The organism is Alkalimonas cellulosilytica (assembly GCF_036325985.1).
GTDB classification, from domain to species: domain Bacteria; phylum Pseudomonadota; class Gammaproteobacteria; order Enterobacterales; family Alteromonadaceae; genus Alkalimonas; species Alkalimonas cellulosilytica.
In genome coordinates this window covers 161,343-181,724 of the sequence record NZ_JAUHLI010000001.1, presented here as the reverse complement: position 1 = coordinate 181,724, position 20,382 = coordinate 161,343, and the positions used below count along the sequence as shown (strand labels likewise).

Here is a 20,382-nt window from a genome sequence, read left to right as displayed (position 1 = left end):
CTTAGACCCCAGGTGCCTTCGAGTCCGCCTGCTCGGGCGCAAGCTCTGGTTTAACAGTGGCCTTTGCGGTGTCCGCTTGCATTTGGGCAGCCACCAAGCGTTTGCCTGCCAAACGAGCGCCAAAACGGCGCAGGTGTTCAAAGCCAAACAGACAAATCGCCACCGCCAGCAAAGCCACAGCCATGCCACCGAAGCCCAACACACTTTGCTCGGAATACAGGGTCCAGACAAACTGGCCAACACAGAGGGTGGATACCACCAGCAAAGTCGGCTTGCGGCCAATTTTCGCCACAATATAGACACCGAGCGGTGCCCCCAAGGCCACCACAGGGGCGGCTGCCAGCCAGTTTTCAAACACGCCGGGCGCAAGGCCAGGGCCAAGCACCACTTTAATAAAGACACCCAGCACCGAGGCAAAGGCCATAATCACTACCGAGGTCGGTATCGCGATTTTCAAATCGGCCCGGCTAATCAGCACCAAAGCGGTATAGAGCACCATATCAATGCCAACACCGGTCACCGAGACCACCAAAGCTCCGGCCAGCACCCCAATATTCAGCCCGAGGCGAAAGTCCCAGCGCTCATCAAATTCGGTCATGCCGCTATGGCCGGCAATTTCCTGCAAGCGCCACAGATGCAGCACCCCAAAACTGGCCCAGACCACGGCAAACAGCAGTTTGATCCAAAGCTCTGGCACCAGAGGGGCTAACAGAAATATGCCTAGCGGCAAGCCCAACAAACAACCCAGCATGGCACCTTTCAGCATGGCCCAGGCAATCGGCTGTCGCCTGGCCAGAATAAAAATACTGGCGCTGACCATGCCAATGGATTGAATGGCAAAACTAAAATCGCGCCCCAGGCTGGCTGGCAGCTCAAACAGCAGCACCAACACCGGAAAGCCAACGGTACCACCGCCCATCGGGGTGGAACCGGCGGCGTAGCTGCCAATCGCCATCGCCAGCGCCATTGGCCAGTGCTCCAGCGCTACCGGCCAAAGCCCCCACCCCACAACTAAATAGAGCCAGGCACTGAAAAACAGCGCTAGCCAAAGCAACCAAAGCCATAACCGGGGTTTCAAAGGGGATTGAGGCAGCATTCAACACATCATCGAAAAATCAACAACGGAACATGCTACTCCAGTTGCCGCGGGCTCGCAATCTGGACAGCCATCACCTGATCTTCTAGGCTTGGAGCAAGTAAACTTAAGGGAACTGCTGCATGCCCAACTACCTCATCGCCCTTGATCAAGGCACTACCTCTACCCGGGCGATTCTTTACAACCGGGAACTGAACCCCATCGCCAGCATCAGTGAAGAACTGCCCCTGAGTTATCCGCAAGCTGGTTGGGTCGAGCAGGATCCTGAGGCAATCTGGCAAAGCGTGCTTCATTGCATTCAGCAACTGCTGCAACAAAACGACATGCTACCCGAACAAATCGCAGGCCTGGCACTGACCAATCAGCGGGAAACCACTTTGCTGTGGGAGAAAGCCAGTGGCAAAACACTGTACCCGGCGATTGTCTGGCAAGACAGGCGCACCGCCGATGAGTGCCTGGCCCTGAAACAAAACGATGAAGCCAGCATTCGCGCCAAAACCGGTTTGCTGGCCGATCCCTACTTCTCAGCCAGCAAACTGCAATGGCTGCTGGAGCAGCTGCCTGAAGCGCGGCAGCGTGCTGAGGCCGGTGAGCTTTGCTTTGGTACCATCGATAGCTTTTTGCTGTGGCGACTGACCGGCGGCAACGTCCATGCCACCGAAGCCAGCAATGCCAGCCGCACCCTGCTGTTTAATATTCATCAGCTACAATGGGATCCGGAGCTGCTGACACTTTTTCAAATACCCGCTGCCCTCTTACCTGAGGTACGCGACAGCGCGACTGACTTTGGTCACTGCAGCGCCGGGTTGTTTGGCCACCCTATTCCCATTCTGAGTATGCTGGGTGATCAACAAGCCGCTCTGCTGGGGCAGGCTTGCGTTAAGCCAGGCATGCTGAAAAGCACCTATGGCACCGGCTGCTTTGCCATGGTCAATACCGGCGACAGCCCCCTGCAAAGCCAGCATCAGTTGTTAACAACGGTGGCCTGGCGCATTCAAGGGAAAGCCACCTATGCGATGGAAGGCAGTATTTTTATGGCTGGTGCCACTGTGCAGTGGCTGCGCGATAAGCTGGGTATTATTCAGCAGGCCAGCGATAGCGAGACCCTGGCCGAAGGGATAGATTACCAGCAGACCGAGCTATTGATCCCGGCCTTTACCGGCCTTGGCGCTCCTCACTGGCAGCCGAAGGTGCAAGCAGCGCTGTTTGGGCTTAGCCGAAACAGCGGCAAAGCAGAAATCTGCGCGGCAGCCTTGCGCAGTGTGGCTTATCAAACCCAGGATTTGCTGCTGGCAATGGCGCAGGATGGCATCAGCATTGCCGATATACGGGTCGATGGCGGCATGACGGTCAATCACTGGTTTTTGCAAGCGCTGGCCGATCTGACCCAGCACAGCATTAGCCAAAGCAAAATCAGCGATGCCACGGCTTTTGGTACCGCCTTTCTGGCGGCCAGGCAGCTTGGCTGGGTCAGTACATTGGATGCAATCCAGTCACTTTGGCAACGCGCAGCCCAGTTCAGCCCCCAATTAAGCCCCGGGCAGCAAAGCATCTGCTATCAAAACTGGTGTTCGGCGATGGGCCGCCTACTGGCGGATCCGTCATAACAGAAGAGAACAAAAAAGGATTGTTTGCTGTTAAATCCAGCAATCGTCAGCGCTTAGACTTGATTCGATGCGACAATTCCGCACAATGCGCTCTATGCTCAACTTAATCTCTGCCACAACATGACCAACGACATTCGCTATCGCTTTGCTACGGCTCAGATTGCCTATCGCTTTTTAAATGAATTGAAGCACTGGCCGGTGGCGGATGTAAAAACCAGCCTGCTGGATGGCGGTCTGGTAGTGAAAGTCCGTTACCAGTTTGATGACAAGGGCTTTGATTATACCCTGGCAGAGCTGGATGAGATGGCCGCCAAACATGGCGGCACTGAAGCCACTTAGAATGGTGCCATTAAGAGGCGGTGTCTTGCTCTGGTAAGGCTGCCGTCTCAGTGACCTCCTCGTGTTTAACCAGGCAAATACGGTACCCCTTGTACTTCAGTTGCAACGCTTCACGCAAACACAACAGCGATACGGGTACGGCAACCAGATAGCTCGCTATAGTTGCTAATTGAATGGCCAGCTCAACCTGGCCAATGATCATACCAATCACTCCACCGGCGAACCCCAGTATTAAGCCAAGTACGGCTCCGATCAGAGTTGCCCGCCAGAAAAATGCCCACCAAATCCGGCTTGCCCTGCCCCAGCTTAGTTCTATCGTTTCCATCATCACTCCTTGCATGTCATTGGGTGTTCCTTCCCTGATTTATTGGGGGCGACACCACGCCTCTACAGTAGAGGATTGTATTCCAGATAAAGAGTTAACACAATGAAACAAATAGAACACAGCTAAAACAAGGTTGTTTCATAACAAACACTGACGCCAATCCATCCAAACTCTGGTAAAAAACACTGCAACAAACCGCATAGCCAAGTTCTGGGCTATGCCTGAATGCAAAATCTGAGTGCTTAGTGCCACAGGCGCATATCAAACTCGGTCAGGCAGCGGATTTTCGCATCGGCGATACCAAACTTCTCATGGTGCCACTCTTCGGCTGCCGGAATCGCCACCACCGTCATACCGGCCGCTTTGGCTGCGCTTATCCCGGTGTAAGAGTCTTCAAATACCAGACAATCGGCCGGTGCTACCCCCAGTTTACTGGCAGCCAACAGGTAAATATCTGGCTCTGGCTTACCCTTTGCCACCATCTCGACACAACAATGCGCAGCAAAATAATGCCGAATGGCTAAGGTATCGAGTGTAGTATCCATCAAATACTGCGATGAATTGGTAGCCAGCCCCACAGGCAAACGGCGCTCACGCAAATACTGCAACAAAGGCTGAACCCCTTTTTTAGCTTCACCCTTGGTTGCGATCGACCGCGCTACCTGAGCAATCACCGCTGCCTCTGTCTCTGCCAAACTCATGCCTTGCCAGGGCGATTGCTGATACCAGAACTTAGCAACAGCCTCGGTGGTCATGCCGGCAGTTTGCCGGGTTTGCTCGGCGGTCAGGGTGACACCGAGCTGACTAAATACCTGCAGCTCAGCCTGTTGCCACATGGGCTCTGAGTCAATCAAAACCCCATCCATATCAAAAATAACGGCCTTAACCATCTGACAACTCCTGATTTTTTCCTGGCTGCTCTGGACAGTGCCCTAGTCTAACCGGTTGAAGCCGTCGCGACTACTTTCACCTTAACAGTCACGGACGGGCTGTGTTTATGCCCTGCTCTGCGCTAGACTTTAGTCGCAATACAGCCAGTAATGCTTTATCCACCCGTTAATTCTGCCATAGTAATCAGAAGTCTCGCCTGAGTTCTGGAATGACTATGTTGCTTTGGCTATTGCATGCTTTTCTCGCCCTGGTATTACTGGCAGGTTATTGGCTGAGCAGTGCCAGCCTGCTGAATAGCCTGCTACTCCTGCTGCTACTCTTGGCCTTTTTTGTACTGTCCCACAGGTTCAACCGTACAGCATCGGTAGCCAAAACCTCCGAGCCATCTCCAGCCTTTGATATCTCCAACATTGAGCTTTCAACGTCCAGACTTGCCATTGGCTCAGCCGAAGTATCTTTTTTTATCGACAGCCTCAACAGCGATATTAAACACAGCGCCCAAAACAGTGCCAGTATCGCCACCAACAGCAAAGAGCTGGCGCATACCAGTAGCCTGCTCAATACAAGCTTACAAAACCTGAACCAAAGTATTCAGTTGACGGCCAGTGCCTGCCTGCAAGCCGATAGTCAACTGGACATTAGTGTCAAAAACCTCGAGCAATTAGCTGGCTCAGTCAGTCACTCGGCACAGGAACTGGAACAACTTCGCAGCAGCGCCGACGATATTCAACGGATCACCGAAGTGATCAATAATGTGGCCGAACAAACTAATTTATTGGCATTGAATGCCGCTATTGAAGCAGCCAGAGCCGGCGAGCAAGGCCGGGGTTTTGCGGTAGTAGCAGAGGAAGTTCGGGCACTGGCGCAAAAAACCTCTGGTGCTACCGCCGATATCGCCAAAATGCTGACAGAAATTCGTCAGCAAAGCAGACATACCGCCGAGCAAATGAACTTACTGGTGAGCAAAACCAGCGAGGTACAGCAACAACTGCAGGAGGTTGCATCGGGCTTTGCCAGCATTAACCATGAAGTCAACCAAGCTGCTGCCGCCAGCAGCGAGCTGGAAGATGCCGGCAGCCAGTTAGAGCTCACCAGTACCGCCATCACCCAATCCATTACTAACATCAGCGAGGGTCTGGGGGCCATTGAGCAAAAAGGCAACAACATCGCCAATCAGGCGGTGGATTTATCGATGGAGACAGAGAGCATCTACCGCGAACTGAACCAACTGCAACACGATAGTTTTTACAGCGGTATTTTAGCTGAAGCAGAACAGGCAGCAAGCGCTATTGCCGAGCTGTTACAGCAAGGCATTCAAAACGGCCAATTTAGTGAGCAACAGCTGTTTGCCAACGACTACCGCCCCATTGCCAACACCAACCCACAAAAATTTCATACCGCCTACGATAACTACACCGACAAGGTGTTTCCGCAGGTGCAAGAGCCTATCTTAAGCCGTAACAGCCAGGTGCTTTATGCCGGAGCGGTCGATAGCAAAGGTTACTTCCCTACCCACAATAAGAAGTTCAGCCAACCACTAAGCGGTGATTATCAAAAAGATTTACTGACCAACCGCACCAAACGTATTTTTTCCGATCGTACCGGCAGTCGCTGTGGCTCCAACACCGAAGGTATGCTGCTACAAACCTATAAACGCGATACCGGTGAGATCCTGCATGACCTATCGGTCCCCATTTATGTCAACGGCAAACACTGGGGTGGTTTTCGTATTGGGTTTAAACGCTGACTGTGGCTGGCTTTTAATTATTAAAGTGCATTTGAAAATCAGCCGCCTACTTATTATTACCAATAATGCAAAGGTGACTTATTACTCAAACCCACCTTGATATGCAATCATAAGTGAGCCTGAAACAGTATTGCGAGTCTGGTACGGGCATTAATTTTCAGGCACGCAGCTTTTAACTACCGAGCCCTCGCAGCATAAACTATGCCTTACCACCACTCACTGCGCCTGACCAGCCAGTCGCAGCAAACGCTGCGCCTGCTTGTTAAGTGCTTGCCTGAGCTCCGGTGGCTCCAGAATGGTGAAATCAAACGGCAGTTGGCTCAGCCAGAGGGCGATGCAATCGCAGTTGTCGATTTGAAAGCTCAGCAGCAAACCACCGACCTGCGGTTTTAACAAGGAGGCGGTTAAACCAAGATGCTCAGCAGCCGTCGTTAAGTCGGTATGCAGCATAACTTTTACCGACAAATTACCCGGCATCTGATTCAGACTGACATTAAAATGCTCTGCCGCATTAAAGTTCGCTGGCCGGATAAAGGTCTGCTCAAGCAATGCCAGTTGCTGAATACGATCCAACCGGAAAATACGCAGATCCTGGCGCAGATGGCAGTAACCGCTCAGGTACCAGTGCTGGCGGCGAAACAGCAAGCCAAAGGGATCCACCCGCCGCTCTACCGGTTCGGTATGGTAGGACGCATAGCGGATCTGCACCGCGCGCTGCTGCTCCAGCGCATCCAGCAACGGCGATAATGGCAATCCCCGACTGGCGGGTGCAGGCTCCGGCAACATCAGATTGATGGTATCGGCAATCAGCCGGGTTCGGGATTTCAACTTCGCCGGCATCACCCGTTCCAGTTTCGCCTGCACACTGCTGATAGCCGCTTCCGTCTCGGCCAGGTTTAACTTTTTCGCGGCCAACAAACCAAGTGATAACGCCAGGGTTTCTTCATGGGTAAACATCATCGGCGGCAATTTGTAACCAGCCACCAGCATATAGCCGCCATCGCGGCCCTGCTCTGTGGTCACCGGTATGCCCAATGCTTCCAGCGCCTGAATATAGCGTCGCACCGTGCGCTTATCCACACCAAGCTGCTGCGCTATCTCAGTGCCGTTTAAACGCGAATGCGATTGCAACAGTTCCAGCAAGGTCAGTACCCGCACCGTGGGGCCACTCATAACAGCTGCCTTTGTGTCATCCCATCCCCCAGTGCTTTGCTATGCTTTATGCACATAATCGCTCTGCTGTCTGCAAACGATCAAAGTGAAACTAAAAGTGCAACTATAGCCGAAAATTAGGACGTATTCTGCCCTAGATGAGTTGTACTCTTGGATCAGCGGAAAACCGCCACACTGCCAGGCCAGATCACTGACCAGGTGCAAAAGTTACCAGCAACAAGGAATACCACAATGGCAATGCACGAATTAACCTTATACACCAACCCCAACTCCCGCGGCCGTATTGTCCGCTGGCTACTGGAAGAGCTGGCGGTCCCTTACCAGGTGAAGCTGCTGCAGTACGGTGGTGAAATGAAGTCCGCCGATTTTCTGGCGCTGAACCCCATGGGCAAAGTACCGGCACTGACCCACGGCAATCTGGTAGTCACCGAGGCCGCCGCCATCTGTGCTTACCTGGCCGATCACTTTGCTGAAAAGCAACTGGCACCCGATCCACAAAGCCCGGAGCGCGCGGCCTACTATCGTTGGCTGTTCTTTGTTGCCGGGCCACTGGAAATGGCAACCAGCGCCAAAGCCTACGACTGGCGCATAGATGCCGACAATGCGCCGGCAGTGGGTTCTGGTTTTTATCAGGATACGATCAAGACGCTGGAAACAGCGTTAGCCAATGGCCCCTACCTCTGTGGTGAGCAGTTTACCGCTGCCGATGTCTATGTGGGCAGCCATATCATGTGGGGCCTGATGTTTAAAACAATCGAACCACTGCCAGCCTTTTTGGATTATACCGAGCGGTTAAATGCCCGGCCGGCAGCCATCCGGGCCAATCAACTGGATGATGCGCTGCTGGAAAAAACCACTCAGGGCTAACCCTTGCTGCTACAAGCCGGGGCAACCCCTCTGTTCGGACGCTCACGGCAGCTTGTCGTAGCGTCCTTTTTTGGGCCAACTGCGTACAGCTCGGTTTAGCGAAGCTGCTCGCGGCGTATTTAATCCCTGGTCAGGCTGGCATACAGCTTTTTCAATTCCTCCAGCAGCCATGAAAACACCGGGCCATGCGGCTCGCCTTTGCTAAAAATCAGGTCCACCGGTACCGACCAGGTGACATGGTCAATCGCCAGCTTCATCCGGTGCAGCTGCCCATTATCCAGCAAGTGCTGCGCCATAAAACGCGGCAAGTAGGCCCAGCCCAATTGGCGTTCAACCAGAGAAAGCGCCTCACTGTAACCGGAGCACCACCAGACTTTGGAAGCAATGCTGAGCAGTAAGGACGATTCGCGCTTGTCTTTGCCCCGCACTGCAATTTGCCGGTAAGGCAGCAAGGTGGAAATGCTGATGTGCTCCAGCGTCGCCAACGGGTAGTTGGCGTGGCAAACGGCAATCATCTCCAACTGGCCAACAAAACAAAAATCGGTGGTTTTGGCCGCTTCCACTTCCGAGAACATCACCCCCAGTTGAACCTCCCCACTTCGCACCACCGCAGCCATATCGGTCGAAGGTAGGGTCAGCAGTTCCAGCTCGAGTGTAGGAAAACGCTCCTCCAGTTGTTTAAGCAGTGTAAACACCTGCGGCAACAACAAGCCATCATCCAACGCTATGGTAAAGCGGGTTTCTTGCTCTTTATCGATGGCCTGGGCGGTTTTTTCCAGCTCATCGGCCTGTTGCAGCAAGGCCCGCGCCTGACGCAGCAAACGCTCTCCGGCGGGGGTTAAACGTGGATTACGCGATGAGCGATCGAACAGCTCCAGGTTTAAATCAAGCTCCAGCGTGTTAATGCCATGACTGACTGCCGACTGTACTTTGCCGGTTTTACGGGCGCAGGCCGAAAACGACCCTTCCTCTGCCGCAATCACAAACATTCTGATCTGTTCAAGACTTAACATATGAAATTATTCGATGGTATCTAACTTTGATAAATCTAATTAGCAGATATTATAGCCGCTCTGTCAAGGGCAATAGCGCAAACAAGATGAGGACATCATGAGTTGGATTTTTTTACTGTTGGCTGGTTTTACCGAAATTGGCTGGCCGGTGGGCTTAAAAATAGCACAAAGTGGCCAGCATAAATTAACCGGCATCGCGATTGCAGTCGGCTTTATGGTGGTAAGCGGTACTCTGCTGTTTCTGGCACAGCGTACCATACCGCTTGGTACTGCCTACGCCGTCTGGACCGGCATGGGAGCAGCCGGCACCTTTTTGGTCGGGGTGTATTTCTTCGGCGATCCCACCTCGCTACTGCGTTACCTTGGGGTCATGATGATTATCAGTGGTGTAGTGGTGCTGAAGCTGGCCAGTTGAGCCAAGCGATCACAGCATAGAATGCCGGCTGGCGGGTCGGAACGTGAAACAAGATGCCGAGCCACACAGGCGGGCCCGGCAGCTTGTAACCCTTCTGCAGGGCTGTTTGAGCTGCAACAACTAACGGATCAATCTGGCCAGGCACTGGCCAAAAGCTTCGGTCTCGGCCGAGCGGTCTTGCTCAGTGCCATCAGAGATGGACATTTCACCCGACAGTTGTGGCGAACCGCTGGTTGTATCCACAATGCCCATCACCTCAAAGGTGTAGACCTGGCCTTGCGGCAACAAGCTGGCACACTGTTCAATGGTATTCATGGCTGGCTGCTGTGAAGCACCAGCAAGGTTGATAACAGCAACAACAACTCCGGCAACAATTATGGTTAACGCAATCAAAGTACGCATACATTCTCCTGTTTAATATGGCCTAATGCCCGATAGCGAGTCGACTGCTTCAGGAAGCTGAACACTCCACCACACACTACCCAGGATGTTTCTTTCCATCACCTTCGCTGCAAGCAAATTAGCCAGCTGCTACAAAAAAATCAATAATTTTTATCAGACTGTGAAGAAAGTAGCTTCCGCCTATGCGTTTACAAAGCTTCGCCGCAGCCCCCTATCATTTAGCCATCAACCCAAAGCCTGGGCGGCCGTCCCTGAAGCAGGTTCGCGTGAATAGGCATGCTAGGGTATAATTGCTGTTCTGTTGATAAGCCTTAGCCAGTGATGGTGTTGATGGCTGATGATGATTTTGTAACACAATAACGGCTTTCGAGCGCTGGGGGTTAGCAATGCCAGGAGCGATACCCATGCAGTATTTTTTAATCTCAGTGTGTGTGCTGCTCAGCCTTGTTCTGCCGGGCAAGGCAGCAGAGCGTGCGCCCGAACACGTAAGCTCACTGCATTGGGTGATTAACACCGCACCACCCTTTCATATCTTGGATGGGCCTTTTGCTGGCCAGGGCATTTGTGATGTGCTTATCAATGTCATCGATGCGCATTTAGCTGAGCTTGATAGTGAACGTCTGGTATTGCCACAATCGCGTATTCGTCAACAATTTCAACGCAAAGAAAATCAATGTTTCCCCTGCATGATTTTCCGCCCCTTACCGGGGGAAACCATTCAAAGCGAGCCCACGCACTTTTATTATCCGCACGGCATTATCACGACGTCAGCAAAAGCTGAGATGATCAAAGAGCGCCACGGCAATCCGGTTCGCCTGGCCAGTTTAATCAACGACCGAAGTTTTCGACTTGGCTATCCTGATGGGCGCCATTACCCTGCAGTTCAGCATATTTTAGACAGAGCGGAGCAAGGTGGCATCACCCTCCTTGCCCACACCGGTGAGAATGCCCCGCTGGCCATTCTGTCCATGATAAAAATGGGACGGATTGACTACACCCTTGAGTATCAAATTCTGCACAATTTTGAACTAGCCCAACAGGGTACTACTGATTTGGTGTTTTTGCCGGTTGCAGAAACCCAAGGCCAGCATGTGCTGGGCGCTGTCGGCTGCACCAATACGGAATGGGGCCAAGCGGCGATACAGCAAATAAATCGGGTACTGCCACAGGTGCGCCAGCATCCGGACTTTTTGCAGGTGTTAGAGGTTTGGTTTAATGATGAACCGGAGTCCGCCCCATACTTTGAGTTATTGCGTTCCCGTGTTTGGCAAACCACAGACTAAACCAGCAGTATCAACTCGCCAACAACTGCACCACCCCAATCCCCAGCAGCAAAGTTAGCCCCAGGCTAAGCAAAGAGCCGAGCAGGATGTATTCGGTTAAGGCCCGATCATTGGCATTGCGTAAATCGCTAAAGCGCAGCACCGATTTGGCGGCGATCACAAAACCAACCCCGCCGTATTGCCCGACTAAAATCAGTGTCAGCACCAGCACCCGTTCCATCATGCCAATCCAATGACCAGCTGTTGGCAAGCCTGAGCCGGCACCGGTCGCAGGTGTCGCAATTTGATTCAAGATAAAACCAATCACCACCGATGCCGGCTTTAATACCAGCAAATACGCCAGCACCAGCAGCAACACCTTAGGGCTAAGCATGCCAGGTAGCAAAGCCAGCAACTGTGTGATGCTGGTATCGGTTAACACCAGCCAAATCAGGCCTATCACCAGCAGGTGCAGCAGCTGATCCAGCAAAAAGTACCGAAACCCCTGCAGATAGGATTTGGCTAAATCAATCAAACAATGGCTAACCGCAATCAGCAGCGCCGAGCTTAGCAGCAGCCAGCCGCTTAGTGCCGACCAACTGAGCCAATGCCACAGCATAAGTACCGACAGGGTTAACCCAAAGTGCAACAAGCTGTGGTAATAAAGTGCAGCAGCACGCCAGTGCTGACTGGCCCGGGCCTGCACCCAGGCGGTGGGCTGAAAGAAGAAATCGGCCAGCACATGGGCTAGCAGCAGACTCAGCAATAAGCTCAGATCCGTCATAATGCCATACTCCGGCAAATATGCTGCTCACAATAAGCCAGAAATGCCTGCAGCAATTGATAATCAAAATGGCTGTTATTCAGCAGCTTGGTGACATTAGCTCTGGAGGTCCCCAGCTTTTGGGCCAAGGCCTCATGCGCCAACCCTGGATTAATCAGATGCAACAACACGGCTTCCGCCTGGCGGGCAGTCAGCTTGGCCAGCATGGCGTCGGCCAGCTGCACCGGTACGGCTAAAATGTTCTCCAGCTCGCTTTGCTGACAACGAAGTTGCAAACGCTGGGAGCCACTCAGACTATCCAGGCCGGTGCCCGATAAAGTAAAAGCCGGGCCAGTGGCACTTTTAATGTCCTGCCGTAAGTTGGTCACTGCACCGATGCCAATGCTGATTTTGCAATCCTGCCCCAGACTGAGCAGCGTTAAGCGAATACACACCGCCAATCGCACCCCATACTGAGGTTTCGCCAGCAACAGCTGGAAGGCATCGCCGCGATAAAAGCTGTAGCTGAGCGCCCAATCTTCGGCTTTCGAAGCAAACAACTGTTCTAGTTGATACAGCACGCTATCGTACCGATCGGCCTTGATGGTGCGGGATTGAACTAAATCGCCGGTTAAAACGGCATAGTTAGTTGCATAGTTTCTGGCATCGTGTGCGGACATAACTGAGCTGCATAAGTAGACTTAGCCTAAAGTGTAACCGAAAAAAGTTACAAGTAAAGAATGAAACCAAATTCAGTTACATTTGGAATTGAAACCAAAAAAAGTTACACAAAAGGCTTTCATCATTCTCGCTCTCTACTTACTGCGGCCAGCTTTAGCTTTTGCCCTGGCGTTAGCTTGTGATGAAACAGCGCCTTTCGGCTTAGCCTTGGCTTTCGAACCAGCCTTGCCTGAGCGCTCCAGGTCAATGGTGGTTTCAGATGCTTTATTGGCACGCCCGGTCAGTACTTTGCGCGAAATGCTTTTTAACAGCGAGTCGCGGGTGCTGACTTCAAAACCTGGTTTCACCATGCGCTGAATGGTAGTGCCCATTAATTTTTGAATGCGCTCCAGGCTTTGCTCTTCTTCACGGCTAACAAAGGAAATGGCATGACCCTTGGCCCCTGCCCGACCTGTACGACCGATGCGGTGCACGTAATCTTCCGGCAAATACGGCAGATGAAAGTTGACCACATAATCCAGCCCCTGAATATCCAGGCCCCGGGCAGCGACTTCGGTGGCAATCAACACCTGCAATTTGGCCGATTTAAAATCCGCCAGGGCGCGCCGCCGTGCACCCTGGCTTTTGTCGCCATGACACACCGCCGCTTCAATGCGGCGCTGCTGCAGCCCGGCTAATAAACGGTCGGCCTGTTCTTTGGTGCTGGTAAACACCAATACCTGAAACCAGTTCTGCTCGGCCAGCAGTTGTTCGAATAGCTCGATTTTGCGGCTTTCTTCCACCGGATAGACCACATGGTGGACTGTATCCGCCGCACTGTTGGTTTTAGTGACCCGGATTTGCTGGTGATTCTTCAGAATGTTATGCGACAACTCATTGACCGCCGGCGAGGTGGTGGCAGAAAACAACAAGGTTTGCCGGTTGCGGGCGGTCATTTGCAGTAGCTTCAACACATCGGTGCTAAAGCCCATATCCAGCATGCGGTCGGCTTCATCCAGCACCACAAATTCCACCTCGCTTAACATCACGTTACCAAGCGCCATATGCTCCAGCAAACGACCGGGGGTACTAATCACCATATCGGCGCCTGCCGCCAGCTTACTGGCCTGGCCGCCCATTTTGACGCCGCCGAACAGCGCGGTCACGCTCAGTGGCACAAACTGCGCGTAAGCCGTGATGGCCGTACCGATTTGTTCGGCCAACTCGCGGGTCGGCGTTAAAATAAGAGCCCTTGGACGGCGCGGCTGAGTAGCCTTTGGAGCATCCAGCATACGCTGCAGCAATGGGATGGCAAAAGCAGCCGTTTTACCGGTACCGGTTTGCGCCGTCACTTGCAAATCCTTGCCGCGACGGGCTGGCACGATGGCTTGCGCCTGCACCGGCGTCATCTCACTGTAACCGCATTCGGTCAAAGCACGTTGTAAATCTGCCGCTAAATCTAAAGATGAAAATTGCATAGGAGTTCCTCTGTAGAATAGCTACAGTTTAAAAAAGAAAAAATTAATCGCTGGCGCCATCCACATCTCTACCGGCATCGTCCTGACGTTCGCGCGGCTGGTGCTGGCAGGCTCTGGCCAGAATTTCCAGATAAAAGCCAGGCAAGTCCTGCGCCACCGCAGCATCGATGTGTTGGTTGATGTCTGACGTGAAAATTTTAGCGGCAACGTCTTCGGTGGCGCCAAAACGGCAATCAAAGGTCCAGTAGTCCATGCCGGCTGGCAGCGCCTTGCGCCGCTCCCGCTGCAGGTACTTTCTAATTTCATGCTTAATGGCATCGACCCAACGTGCTGGTTTGAGCCTGGGGTGCGTTAACGCAAATGTCTTTTTCATACCAATCCTACCCATGTGCACGGCTCAGAAAAGCTGACCGCGCTTAGAAAACGCGCATTCTACATGGAAGCGTAGAAGATAACCGCCACTATCTGCAATTTTTGACAAAACGATTGCCAACGAATAAGGGATCATGGCGTACCACCCGGGTCTGAAAAACCTTGGCCAGGCCCCGGCACGCTGCCAGGGCCTGAACGATTCGGCTTACGCCTTAGCAACACTGCGCAGATTAAACACCACCGCATAGAGTACAGGCACAGCCACCAGCGTCAGCACCGTGGCAAAAGCCAGGCCCCCCATAATGGTCACCGCCATGCTGTTAAAAAACGCATCCCACAGCAGTGGTAGCATGCCCAAAATGGTGGTGAGAGCAGCCAGGATCACCGGGCGGATCCGGCTGATGCTGGCCTGGACAATGGCTTCCATTTTGTCTGGCAGTTGCTGCAGTTGCAGATCGATTTCATCCACCAGCACAATGGCATTTTTCATCAGCATGCCCGACAAACTTAAAAAGCCCAGCAAGGACGTAAAACCAAAAGGCAGGCCGGACAACAGCAGTGCCGCCGTCACCCCGCAAATCGCCATCGGCACAATCAGCCAAATCACCAGTGGCTGCTTGAACGAGCCAAACAACAAAATGCTAATCACCAGCATCACCAAAAAGCTCAGCGGCAACTGATTGGCCAGCGATTGCTGGGCTTCGGCCGAGTCTTCGTATTCACCGCCCAAGGTTAACCGGTAGCCGGTCGGCAGCGGTACTTGCTCGAGCTGATTTTTGATCTGCCGTAGCGCCTGATCGGCGGTGACACCAAGCACCGGCTCGGCTTCCACCGTCAGGGTGCGAACCCGGTCGCGGCGGTGAATGCGGGCTTCTTCGCTGCGGGTATGCAGGCCATCAATCACCTGGGTAATGGGAATGTAACTGTTATCGACCGAACTCCAGATCATCCGATCCTGCAGGTTATCGACACTCAGCCGCTCATGCGCCGGTGGCCTCACCACAATCGGAATTTGCCGATCGGCTTCACGGTAGACCCCGCTTTGCACCCCGGTCGTGGCCAGCTCCAGCGTTTGCGCTAAATCAGTGCGATTCACCCCAGCCACCCTGGCCCGCTCTTCATTGAAATCCGGTACAATCACCAGCTCACGCTGCCGCCAGTTTTGCCGGATATCGGTAATCACGCCACTGGCCCGCATGATGCCTTCCACCTGTTGGGCATAGCGGCGCAGTTCGGCTTCATCGGCACCGGATAGCCGCACCTGCAGCTTGGCACCGGCGCCGGGACCAAACATCAGTTGCTGCAAATAGATGGTGCCTTGCGGCAACTCAGGCGGCATCTGCTCGCGCAGCCGCTGCATCAAGGGTGGAATTTCATCACGATGCCCGGTGCGTACAATCAGCTGGCCATAGGCAGGGTTGGGCAGCTCGGGCGCATAGGTCAACATAAAACGACTGGCACCACCACCGACAAAACTGCTGACGGACCTGACCTCCGGTTGCTGCAGTAAAAAATCTTCCAGGTGGCCAATATCCCGCGATGTGGCCTGGATATCCGAGCCCTGTGGCAGGTAATAATTGACGTAGAAAATCGGCGTGTTCGAGGCCGGGAAAAACACCTGCTGCACCTTGCCAAAGCCAAGTACGCTAATCAGGGTGAGTAGCACCAGTCCGCCCAGCGTCAGCCAGCGATGACGCAGTGCCCGCTGCAGCAAAGCAGCGTAGTGGCGATAAAAGCGGCCGGCATAAGGATCGGCCGAAACCCCGCTGGCCGGCTTAAACAGGTAATGCCCAAACAGCGGCGTCACGGTGACGGCCAACACCCAGCTCAGCAGCAACGAAATGCCAATCACCGCAAACAGCGAGAACAGAAACTCACCGGTGGCATCTGGCGACAAGCCAATCCCGGCAAAGGCCATAATGCCAATGACGGTAGCGCCCAGCAACGGGATTTGCGTGCGGCCGGCCGCTTCCCGGGCAGCCTGGCGCGAGCTCAGGCCACGCTGCCTATTGATCAGCATGGTTTCAGCCACCACAATGGCATTATCAACCAGCATGCCCATGGCGATGATCAGCGCCCCCAGCGAAATCCGCTCCATCTCAATGTGCCAGAGCCGCATAAAAAATACCGTACCAAGCACCGTCAGCAGCAAGGTAGCTCCCACCACCAGCCCAACCCGCCAGCCCATGGCCAGGCAGAGCACACCAATCACGATCAACACCGACAGCGCCAGATTGACGATAAAATCGTTGATGGCTTTTTCCACCACCAGATGCTGCTGGTAAATCGGCTGCAGCGTGACCCCAAGCGGGATTTGCGCCTGCAACTGCTCAAGATGCTGATCAACGGCTTTACCCACATCGACAATATTGGCATCGCTTAAGCCTGCCACCGCCAGGGTAAAAGCCGGTTTGCCGTTAAAACGAATGAGTTCGCTCGGTGTTTCCACCGCATCGCGCCGCACCTCGGCCACATCGTAGATACTGAGCTGCTCGGTCGAGCCCGGGTTGCCAATACGGACGTTTTCAATGGCCGCCACAGAATCAAGCCCAGGCTTGCTGACCAGCCGCACCCGCTTATCGCCAACCAGCACCGAGCCAGCGGAGGCCACCGCATTTTCCGATTGCAGCGTATCGACAATCACCCCTGGCGGTAACCCCAGCCCCAGCAGGCGCTCGTGCGGGATTTCAACGTAGATGGCTTCTTCCGGCTCGCCGGCGGTCTGCACTTTGGCGACCCCTGGTACCGTTAGCATTTCGCGCCGTAAAAAGCTCGCCAGCTCGCGGATCTCCCGATCGCTGAAGCCTTCAGCGGTTACCGCATAGAACATACCAAACACATCACCAAAATCATCATTCACCATCGGAGTCAGCACACCGCTGGGTAGCTCAGGTCTAATATCATTGACTTTGCGCCTGAGTTCATCCCAGATCTGCGGCATCTGGCTGCCATCGTATTTGTCCTGGATTTCGACCCTGATTTCCGACATGCCTGGCATGGACTTCGAGCTAATGCGCTTTAACTGCGACAGCTGCTGAATGGCCGACTCCATTTTTTCCGTCACTTCGCGCTCGACTTCCTCGGCGGTCGCCCCCGGGTACGGCGTCATCACAATGGCTTCTTTTAAGGTAAAGGCCGGATCTTCCAACCGGCCGATGGTGTTAAGCGCCCATAGGCCGCCCAGAAAACACAGCAACACCAACAACCAGGTGTTGATTTGCTTGTCAATGGCGTAACTGGCAATGTTCATCCGTTATCCCCGCTCAGTACGCCTGAAAGGGGCGCACCCGTTGCCCCTGCTGCAAATGCACGTGACCGGCCGATACCAGTTGATCGCCATACTGCACGCCACTTAAAATATCGACCTGCTGGCCATGGATTTGGCCAAGCTCAACCTGAACCCGCTCTACTGTCTGGCTGTCCTCAAGGTAACGCCAGACATAAAACTGTTCCGGCGTGCCGGTATCAATCGCCGACAAAGGCACCGATAAGCTGCTTTGCTGCAAGCTACGCTCGGTCACCACATTCACTGTCATCCCCGGCAACAAATTCACCCCGGCCACCGGTTGCAACGCGAAGGAAACCCGATAAGTCTGGGTGATGGCATCGGCCTCAGTAGCATGCTCGCGGTACTGCAGCACCACCCCGTCATCCAAACCTGGCAGGCGCACCGAAACCCGGTAATCGGCGCTGTCGTTCACCAGGCGCATCAGCTGCTCCGGCACATTGATATGCACCCGTAGCTCACTGATGTTCTGCACCCGCAGCACCGGCGTGCCTGCCGCCACCGTGGAATAGCGCTCAATCAACCGGCGGGTGATCAGCGCATCAAAGGGCGCTTCCAGCCGGGCGTGCTCGACATTGCGCCGGGCATTATCCAGCGCTACTTTGGCCAGATCGTAACTGGTTTGCAGCTGCTCAAAATCGGACGGCGTTAAAATGCCCTGCTCGCGCAGCGGCCTGGCTCTTTCCAGATCGCGCTGCGCCTGCTCCAGCTGTACCCTGGCTTGTTGCAACGCCAACTGGTAATCGGCAGGATCCAAAGCCGCCAACAGCTCACCGGCCGGCACCACCTGGCCTTGCTGCACCGCCAACTCCGTCACCCGGCCACCGACCTGAAATGCCAGATCAACGGTGCTGACCGCATCGACCCGGCCGACAAAACTGCGGCTGCTGTGCTGAGCATCGCCATTGACGGTCACCAGCCTTACCGTCACCGGCGTTTGCTGATCTGTATCATCCGGAGCTTTTGAGCAGCCTGTCAGCCCAAGCGAAAGCACTAGCAACAAGGTCAAAGTACCTGTTGTTTTGACGAAATAAGCTTTCATGGCATCAGCTCCTTAGCGCGGCGCTGCATGTACTGCAGCAACTGCTCTTTTTGCTGGGCAGTAAAGGGAGAAATGGACAACATGTCCTGAAACCAGAGCGCATCGCAGGCCAGCATCAGCAACACCGCTTCCGGGTTATCGCCGCTTTCGGTGTTGATATCCTGCAGCAGGAACTGACAGGCTTGCTGCACCGGGTTCAGCAAACCGGGCTGCTCGGCCGCTGCTGCCAGAATGGCCATGGCAGTATTGCCCTGCACCTGCTCGGTTAAACGGGCATGCGCCTTGATCATGGCGGTCAGTGCATTGTCACCCTGCGCCAGCAGTTGCTGCCGGCCGGCTTCGGTATCATCCACCAACTGTTGCACCATGGCGGTGATCAGCGCTTCTTTGCTGGGGAAATGGTACAGCAGACCGCCTTTGCTAAAGCCACTGACCTTGGCCACTTCATCCAGCGTAACCTTGCCCGCACCCTTTTCGGCCGCCACGCAGAGCGCCGCTTCAATGATCTGTGCTTTGGTTACCTTGGCTCGTTTGTTCATCATCCGCCCTCAAAAACCGTCTGGTTGGTACAGTAAAGCGAATAATAAACCGTCTGGTTGGTACAGTAAAGTTGTTTGCTCGATCAAAACCACTTGGTCATTGCTAGAGTCTGCATTACTATGAAACCATCACACTGCCCAGGCAGTTCAGAGCGTTATCATCAGGGTTGTAATTGGATGTACCGACTCATAGTGCCGTTGTTATTGTGTTTAAACAGTCCACCTGTTGCAGCAGAGTCTGCATCATTGCCTGTATTGCAGCTGCTTACAGAGCACAGCCCGCCGGGTGAATACCTGGATGAGGACGGACAGCTGGCTGGTGTGACCTATGAGCTGCTTAAAAACCTGGCGACAGAGCTTGATGAACCGGTGCAGTTTGAGTTAATGCCCTGGGCCCGAGCCTATACCATAGCCACCTCTCAGCCCCTGACCGCTTTGTTCGAAACCACCCGCACCCCAGCCCGTGAACCCTTATTCCAATGGGTTGGCCCGCTAAAAATTCATCGCATCGCGCTTTATGCCAGAAAAGATCGCTTTAATCTGGCAGTGCCCCCAGCCTATTGGCCGAAGCACTATATCGCCTGCGAGTACATTCAATCGGTGTACCTCGATAAGCTTAACGAGCTGGGATTTAATGAAGAGCGTAATTTATTCAAAACAGTGCAGCATGGCGACTGCTTCAATTTGTTGGCCCGAGGCCGGGTCGATATTATTTTACTCAGTGAAACGTCAGCAGCGCTCAGAACGCAAGAAGTAGCAGAGCTGGGTATTGAGCTGGTGCCGTTAAACGGCTTTATCGAAACCCGCCAGTACCTGGCGTTTAGTCGTGATGTGCCTGTTGAGCGTGTTGCGCGCTGGCAGCAGGCGCTGCTGCAAAGTTATCGGGATGGCCGCATGCGGGCTTTGTATCAATCGGTCTATCCGGAAGAAATGATTACCGCGCTGGAGCAGGAAGCAACAAAGCCGCACGAAGTAGCTAAGTGATCTGCCTCTGGAAAGCACAACGCGTTAGCCAGGAGCCTTTGGCTTTTCAACGTTTAGCTTTGAAATAATTCAAATCTGCTTCCTTGGTGACGGGGGTTTAAAGCCACTGGAGCAACAAGCT

General features: G+C 53.8%; 20 protein-coding genes. 7 read left to right on the top strand and 13 right to left on the bottom strand.

Annotated features, from left to right (window positions below; all coding sequences use genetic code 11):
* Nucleotide 1 precedes the first annotated feature (1 nt).
* Nucleotides 2-1,096 (bottom strand): sulfite exporter TauE/SafE family protein, encoded by a 1,095-nt coding sequence (locus tag QWY20_RS00825; protein ID WP_330127140.1) that lies wholly within the window; start codon nt 1,094-1,096, stop codon nt 2-4.
* 122 nt (nt 1,097-1,218) lie between these two features.
* Between QWY20_RS00825 and glpK the strand changes: the two genes are divergently transcribed.
* Both glpK and QWY20_RS00815 read left to right on the top strand, forming a co-directional pair.
* Nucleotides 1,219-2,703 carry a glycerol kinase GlpK gene (glpK, locus tag QWY20_RS00820; RefSeq protein WP_330127139.1) on the top strand — a complete coding sequence of 495 codons (1,485 nt, stop codon included), beginning with the start codon at nt 1,219-1,221 and terminating at the stop codon, nt 2,701-2,703.
* Nucleotides 2,704-2,823: 120 nt separating this feature from the next.
* Complete coding sequence (locus QWY20_RS00815; RefSeq protein ID WP_330127138.1) at nt 2,824-3,042, top strand: hypothetical protein; 219 nt, start codon at nt 2,824-2,826, stop codon at nt 3,040-3,042.
* Nucleotides 3,043-3,052: 10 nt separating this feature from the next.
* On the opposite strand, the gene QWY20_RS00810 is transcribed toward QWY20_RS00815, so the two are convergent.
* Together QWY20_RS00810 and hxpB are read right to left on the bottom strand one after the other, a co-directional pair.
* Nucleotides 3,053-3,367, bottom strand: coding sequence for a hypothetical protein (locus QWY20_RS00810; RefSeq protein WP_330127137.1), 315 nt, complete (start codon nt 3,365-3,367; stop codon nt 3,053-3,055).
* A 242-nt stretch (nt 3,368-3,609) separates the two neighbouring features.
* Nucleotides 3,610-4,257, bottom strand: a complete 648-nt coding sequence (gene hxpB / locus QWY20_RS00805) for a hexitol phosphatase HxpB (protein WP_330127136.1) — start codon at nt 4,255-4,257, stop codon at nt 3,610-3,612.
* Between the two features lie 215 nt (nt 4,258-4,472).
* On the opposite strand from hxpB, the gene QWY20_RS00800 reads away from it, so the two are divergent.
* Nucleotides 4,473-6,005, top strand: a complete 1,533-nt coding sequence (locus QWY20_RS00800) for a methyl-accepting chemotaxis protein (RefSeq protein WP_330127135.1) — start codon at nt 4,473-4,475, stop codon at nt 6,003-6,005.
* A gap of 216 nt (nt 6,006-6,221) precedes the next feature.
* Here the strand turns inward: QWY20_RS00800 and QWY20_RS00795 are convergent, their stop codons facing one another.
* The gene (locus QWY20_RS00795; RefSeq protein WP_330127134.1) at nt 6,222-7,178 is read right to left on the bottom strand and encodes a helix-turn-helix transcriptional regulator; all 957 of its coding nucleotides are present in this window, start codon (nt 7,176-7,178) and stop codon (nt 6,222-6,224) included.
* Nucleotides 7,179-7,415: 237 nt separating this feature from the next.
* Between QWY20_RS00795 and QWY20_RS00790 the strand changes: the two genes are divergently transcribed.
* On the top strand, nt 7,416-8,045 hold the full coding sequence (locus QWY20_RS00790; RefSeq protein WP_330127330.1) for a glutathione S-transferase family protein: 630 nt from the start codon (nt 7,416-7,418) through the stop codon (nt 8,043-8,045).
* A 119-nt stretch (nt 8,046-8,164) separates the two neighbouring features.
* Here the strand turns inward: QWY20_RS00790 and QWY20_RS00785 are convergent, their stop codons facing one another.
* Nucleotides 8,165-9,058, bottom strand: a complete 894-nt coding sequence (locus tag QWY20_RS00785) for a LysR family transcriptional regulator (protein ID WP_330127133.1) — start codon at nt 9,056-9,058, stop codon at nt 8,165-8,167.
* Nucleotides 9,059-9,155: 97 nt separating this feature from the next.
* On the opposite strand from QWY20_RS00785, the gene QWY20_RS00780 reads away from it, so the two are divergent.
* Nucleotides 9,156-9,473, top strand: a complete 318-nt coding sequence (locus QWY20_RS00780; RefSeq protein ID WP_330088155.1) for a DMT family transporter — start codon at nt 9,156-9,158, stop codon at nt 9,471-9,473.
* Between the two features lie 120 nt (nt 9,474-9,593).
* Here QWY20_RS00780 and QWY20_RS00775 read toward each other — a convergent pair whose 3' ends face one another.
* Complete coding sequence (locus tag QWY20_RS00775; protein ID WP_330127132.1) at nt 9,594-9,875, bottom strand: hypothetical protein; 282 nt, start codon at nt 9,873-9,875, stop codon at nt 9,594-9,596.
* A 404-nt stretch (nt 9,876-10,279) separates the two neighbouring features.
* Here QWY20_RS00775 and QWY20_RS00770 point away from each other — a divergent pair, with 404 nt between their 5' ends.
* Nucleotides 10,280-11,158: an ABC transporter substrate-binding protein gene (locus QWY20_RS00770; RefSeq protein ID WP_330127131.1), complete on the top strand. Its 879-nt coding sequence runs from the start codon at nt 10,280-10,282 to the stop codon at nt 11,156-11,158.
* A gap of 10 nt (nt 11,159-11,168) precedes the next feature.
* On the opposite strand, the gene QWY20_RS00765 is transcribed toward QWY20_RS00770, so the two are convergent.
* From QWY20_RS00765 to QWY20_RS00735, 7 genes are all read right to left on the bottom strand, one after another.
* On the bottom strand, nt 11,169-11,921 hold the full coding sequence (locus QWY20_RS00765; protein WP_330127130.1) for a DUF3307 domain-containing protein: 753 nt from the start codon (nt 11,919-11,921) through the stop codon (nt 11,169-11,171).
* Entirely contained in the window at nt 11,918-12,580 is a 663-nt protein-coding gene (locus tag QWY20_RS00760) for a hypothetical protein (RefSeq protein ID WP_330127129.1), read from the bottom strand. The genes QWY20_RS00765 and QWY20_RS00760 overlap by 4 nt, the downstream gene beginning before the upstream one ends.
* Nucleotides 12,581-12,715: 135 nt before the next feature.
* Nucleotides 12,716-14,038, bottom strand: coding sequence for a DEAD/DEAH box helicase (locus QWY20_RS00755; RefSeq protein WP_330127128.1), 1,323 nt, complete (start codon nt 14,036-14,038; stop codon nt 12,716-12,718).
* A 43-nt stretch (nt 14,039-14,081) separates the two neighbouring features.
* The gene (locus tag QWY20_RS00750) at nt 14,082-14,411 is read right to left on the bottom strand and encodes a DUF6172 family protein (protein WP_330127127.1); all 330 of its coding nucleotides are present in this window, start codon (nt 14,409-14,411) and stop codon (nt 14,082-14,084) included.
* Nucleotides 14,412-14,615: 204 nt separating this feature from the next.
* Nucleotides 14,616-17,660, bottom strand: a complete 3,045-nt coding sequence (locus QWY20_RS00745; RefSeq protein ID WP_330127126.1) for an efflux RND transporter permease subunit — start codon at nt 17,658-17,660, stop codon at nt 14,616-14,618.
* Between the two features lie 13 nt (nt 17,661-17,673).
* On the bottom strand, nt 17,674-18,738 hold the full coding sequence (locus QWY20_RS00740) for an efflux RND transporter periplasmic adaptor subunit (RefSeq protein ID WP_330127125.1): 1,065 nt from the start codon (nt 18,736-18,738) through the stop codon (nt 17,674-17,676).
* Nucleotides 18,735-19,280 (bottom strand): TetR/AcrR family transcriptional regulator, encoded by a 546-nt coding sequence (locus QWY20_RS00735; protein WP_330127124.1) that lies wholly within the window; start codon nt 19,278-19,280, stop codon nt 18,735-18,737. The genes QWY20_RS00740 and QWY20_RS00735 overlap by 4 nt, the downstream gene beginning before the upstream one ends.
* Nucleotides 19,281-19,523: 243 nt before the next feature.
* Here QWY20_RS00735 and QWY20_RS00730 point away from each other — a divergent pair, with 243 nt between their 5' ends.
* Entirely contained in the window at nt 19,524-20,261 is a 738-nt protein-coding gene (locus QWY20_RS00730) for a substrate-binding periplasmic protein (protein ID WP_330127123.1), read from the top strand.
* Nucleotides 20,262-20,382 lie beyond the last annotated feature (121 nt).

What these genes read in the sequence shown, in the direction of transcription:
- QWY20_RS00775 (WP_330127132.1), bottom strand. Translation starts at nt 9,875, where the DNA reads ATGCGTACTTTGATTGCGTTAACCATAATTGTTGCCGGAGTTGTTGTT.
- QWY20_RS00770 (WP_330127131.1), top strand. Translation starts at nt 10,280, where the DNA reads ATGCAGTATTTTTTAATCTCAGTGTGTGTGCTGCTCAGCCTTGTTCTG.
- QWY20_RS00760 (WP_330127129.1), bottom strand. Translation starts at nt 12,580, where the DNA reads ATGTCCGCACACGATGCCAGAAACTATGCAACTAACTATGCCGTTTTA.
- QWY20_RS00745 (WP_330127126.1), bottom strand. Translation starts at nt 17,660, where the DNA reads ATGAACATTGCCAGTTACGCCATTGACAAGCAAATCAACACCTGGTTG.
- QWY20_RS00740 (WP_330127125.1), bottom strand. Translation starts at nt 18,738, where the DNA reads ATGAAAGCTTATTTCGTCAAAACAACAGGTACTTTGACCTTGTTGCTA.
- QWY20_RS00785 (WP_330127133.1), bottom strand. Translation starts at nt 9,058, where the DNA reads ATGTTAAGTCTTGAACAGATCAGAATGTTTGTGATTGCGGCAGAGGAA.
- glpK (WP_330127139.1), top strand. Translation starts at nt 1,219, where the DNA reads ATGCCCAACTACCTCATCGCCCTTGATCAAGGCACTACCTCTACCCGG.
- QWY20_RS00765 (WP_330127130.1), bottom strand. Translation starts at nt 11,921, where the DNA reads ATGACGGATCTGAGCTTATTGCTGAGTCTGCTGCTAGCCCATGTGCTG.
- hxpB (WP_330127136.1), bottom strand. Translation starts at nt 4,257, where the DNA reads ATGGTTAAGGCCGTTATTTTTGATATGGATGGGGTTTTGATTGACTCA.
- QWY20_RS00800 (WP_330127135.1), top strand. Translation starts at nt 4,473, where the DNA reads ATGTTGCTTTGGCTATTGCATGCTTTTCTCGCCCTGGTATTACTGGCA.
- QWY20_RS00810 (WP_330127137.1), bottom strand. Translation starts at nt 3,367, where the DNA reads ATGGAAACGATAGAACTAAGCTGGGGCAGGGCAAGCCGGATTTGGTGG.
- QWY20_RS00825 (WP_330127140.1), bottom strand. Translation starts at nt 1,096, where the DNA reads ATGCTGCCTCAATCCCCTTTGAAACCCCGGTTATGGCTTTGGTTGCTT.
- QWY20_RS00735 (WP_330127124.1), bottom strand. Translation starts at nt 19,280, where the DNA reads ATGATGAACAAACGAGCCAAGGTAACCAAAGCACAGATCATTGAAGCG.
- QWY20_RS00780 (WP_330088155.1), top strand. Translation starts at nt 9,156, where the DNA reads ATGAGTTGGATTTTTTTACTGTTGGCTGGTTTTACCGAAATTGGCTGG.
- QWY20_RS00755 (WP_330127128.1), bottom strand. Translation starts at nt 14,038, where the DNA reads ATGCAATTTTCATCTTTAGATTTAGCGGCAGATTTACAACGTGCTTTG.
- QWY20_RS00815 (WP_330127138.1), top strand. Translation starts at nt 2,824, where the DNA reads ATGACCAACGACATTCGCTATCGCTTTGCTACGGCTCAGATTGCCTAT.
- QWY20_RS00750 (WP_330127127.1), bottom strand. Translation starts at nt 14,411, where the DNA reads ATGAAAAAGACATTTGCGTTAACGCACCCCAGGCTCAAACCAGCACGT.
- QWY20_RS00790 (WP_330127330.1), top strand. Translation starts at nt 7,416, where the DNA reads ATGCACGAATTAACCTTATACACCAACCCCAACTCCCGCGGCCGTATT.
- QWY20_RS00795 (WP_330127134.1), bottom strand. Translation starts at nt 7,178, where the DNA reads ATGAGTGGCCCCACGGTGCGGGTACTGACCTTGCTGGAACTGTTGCAA.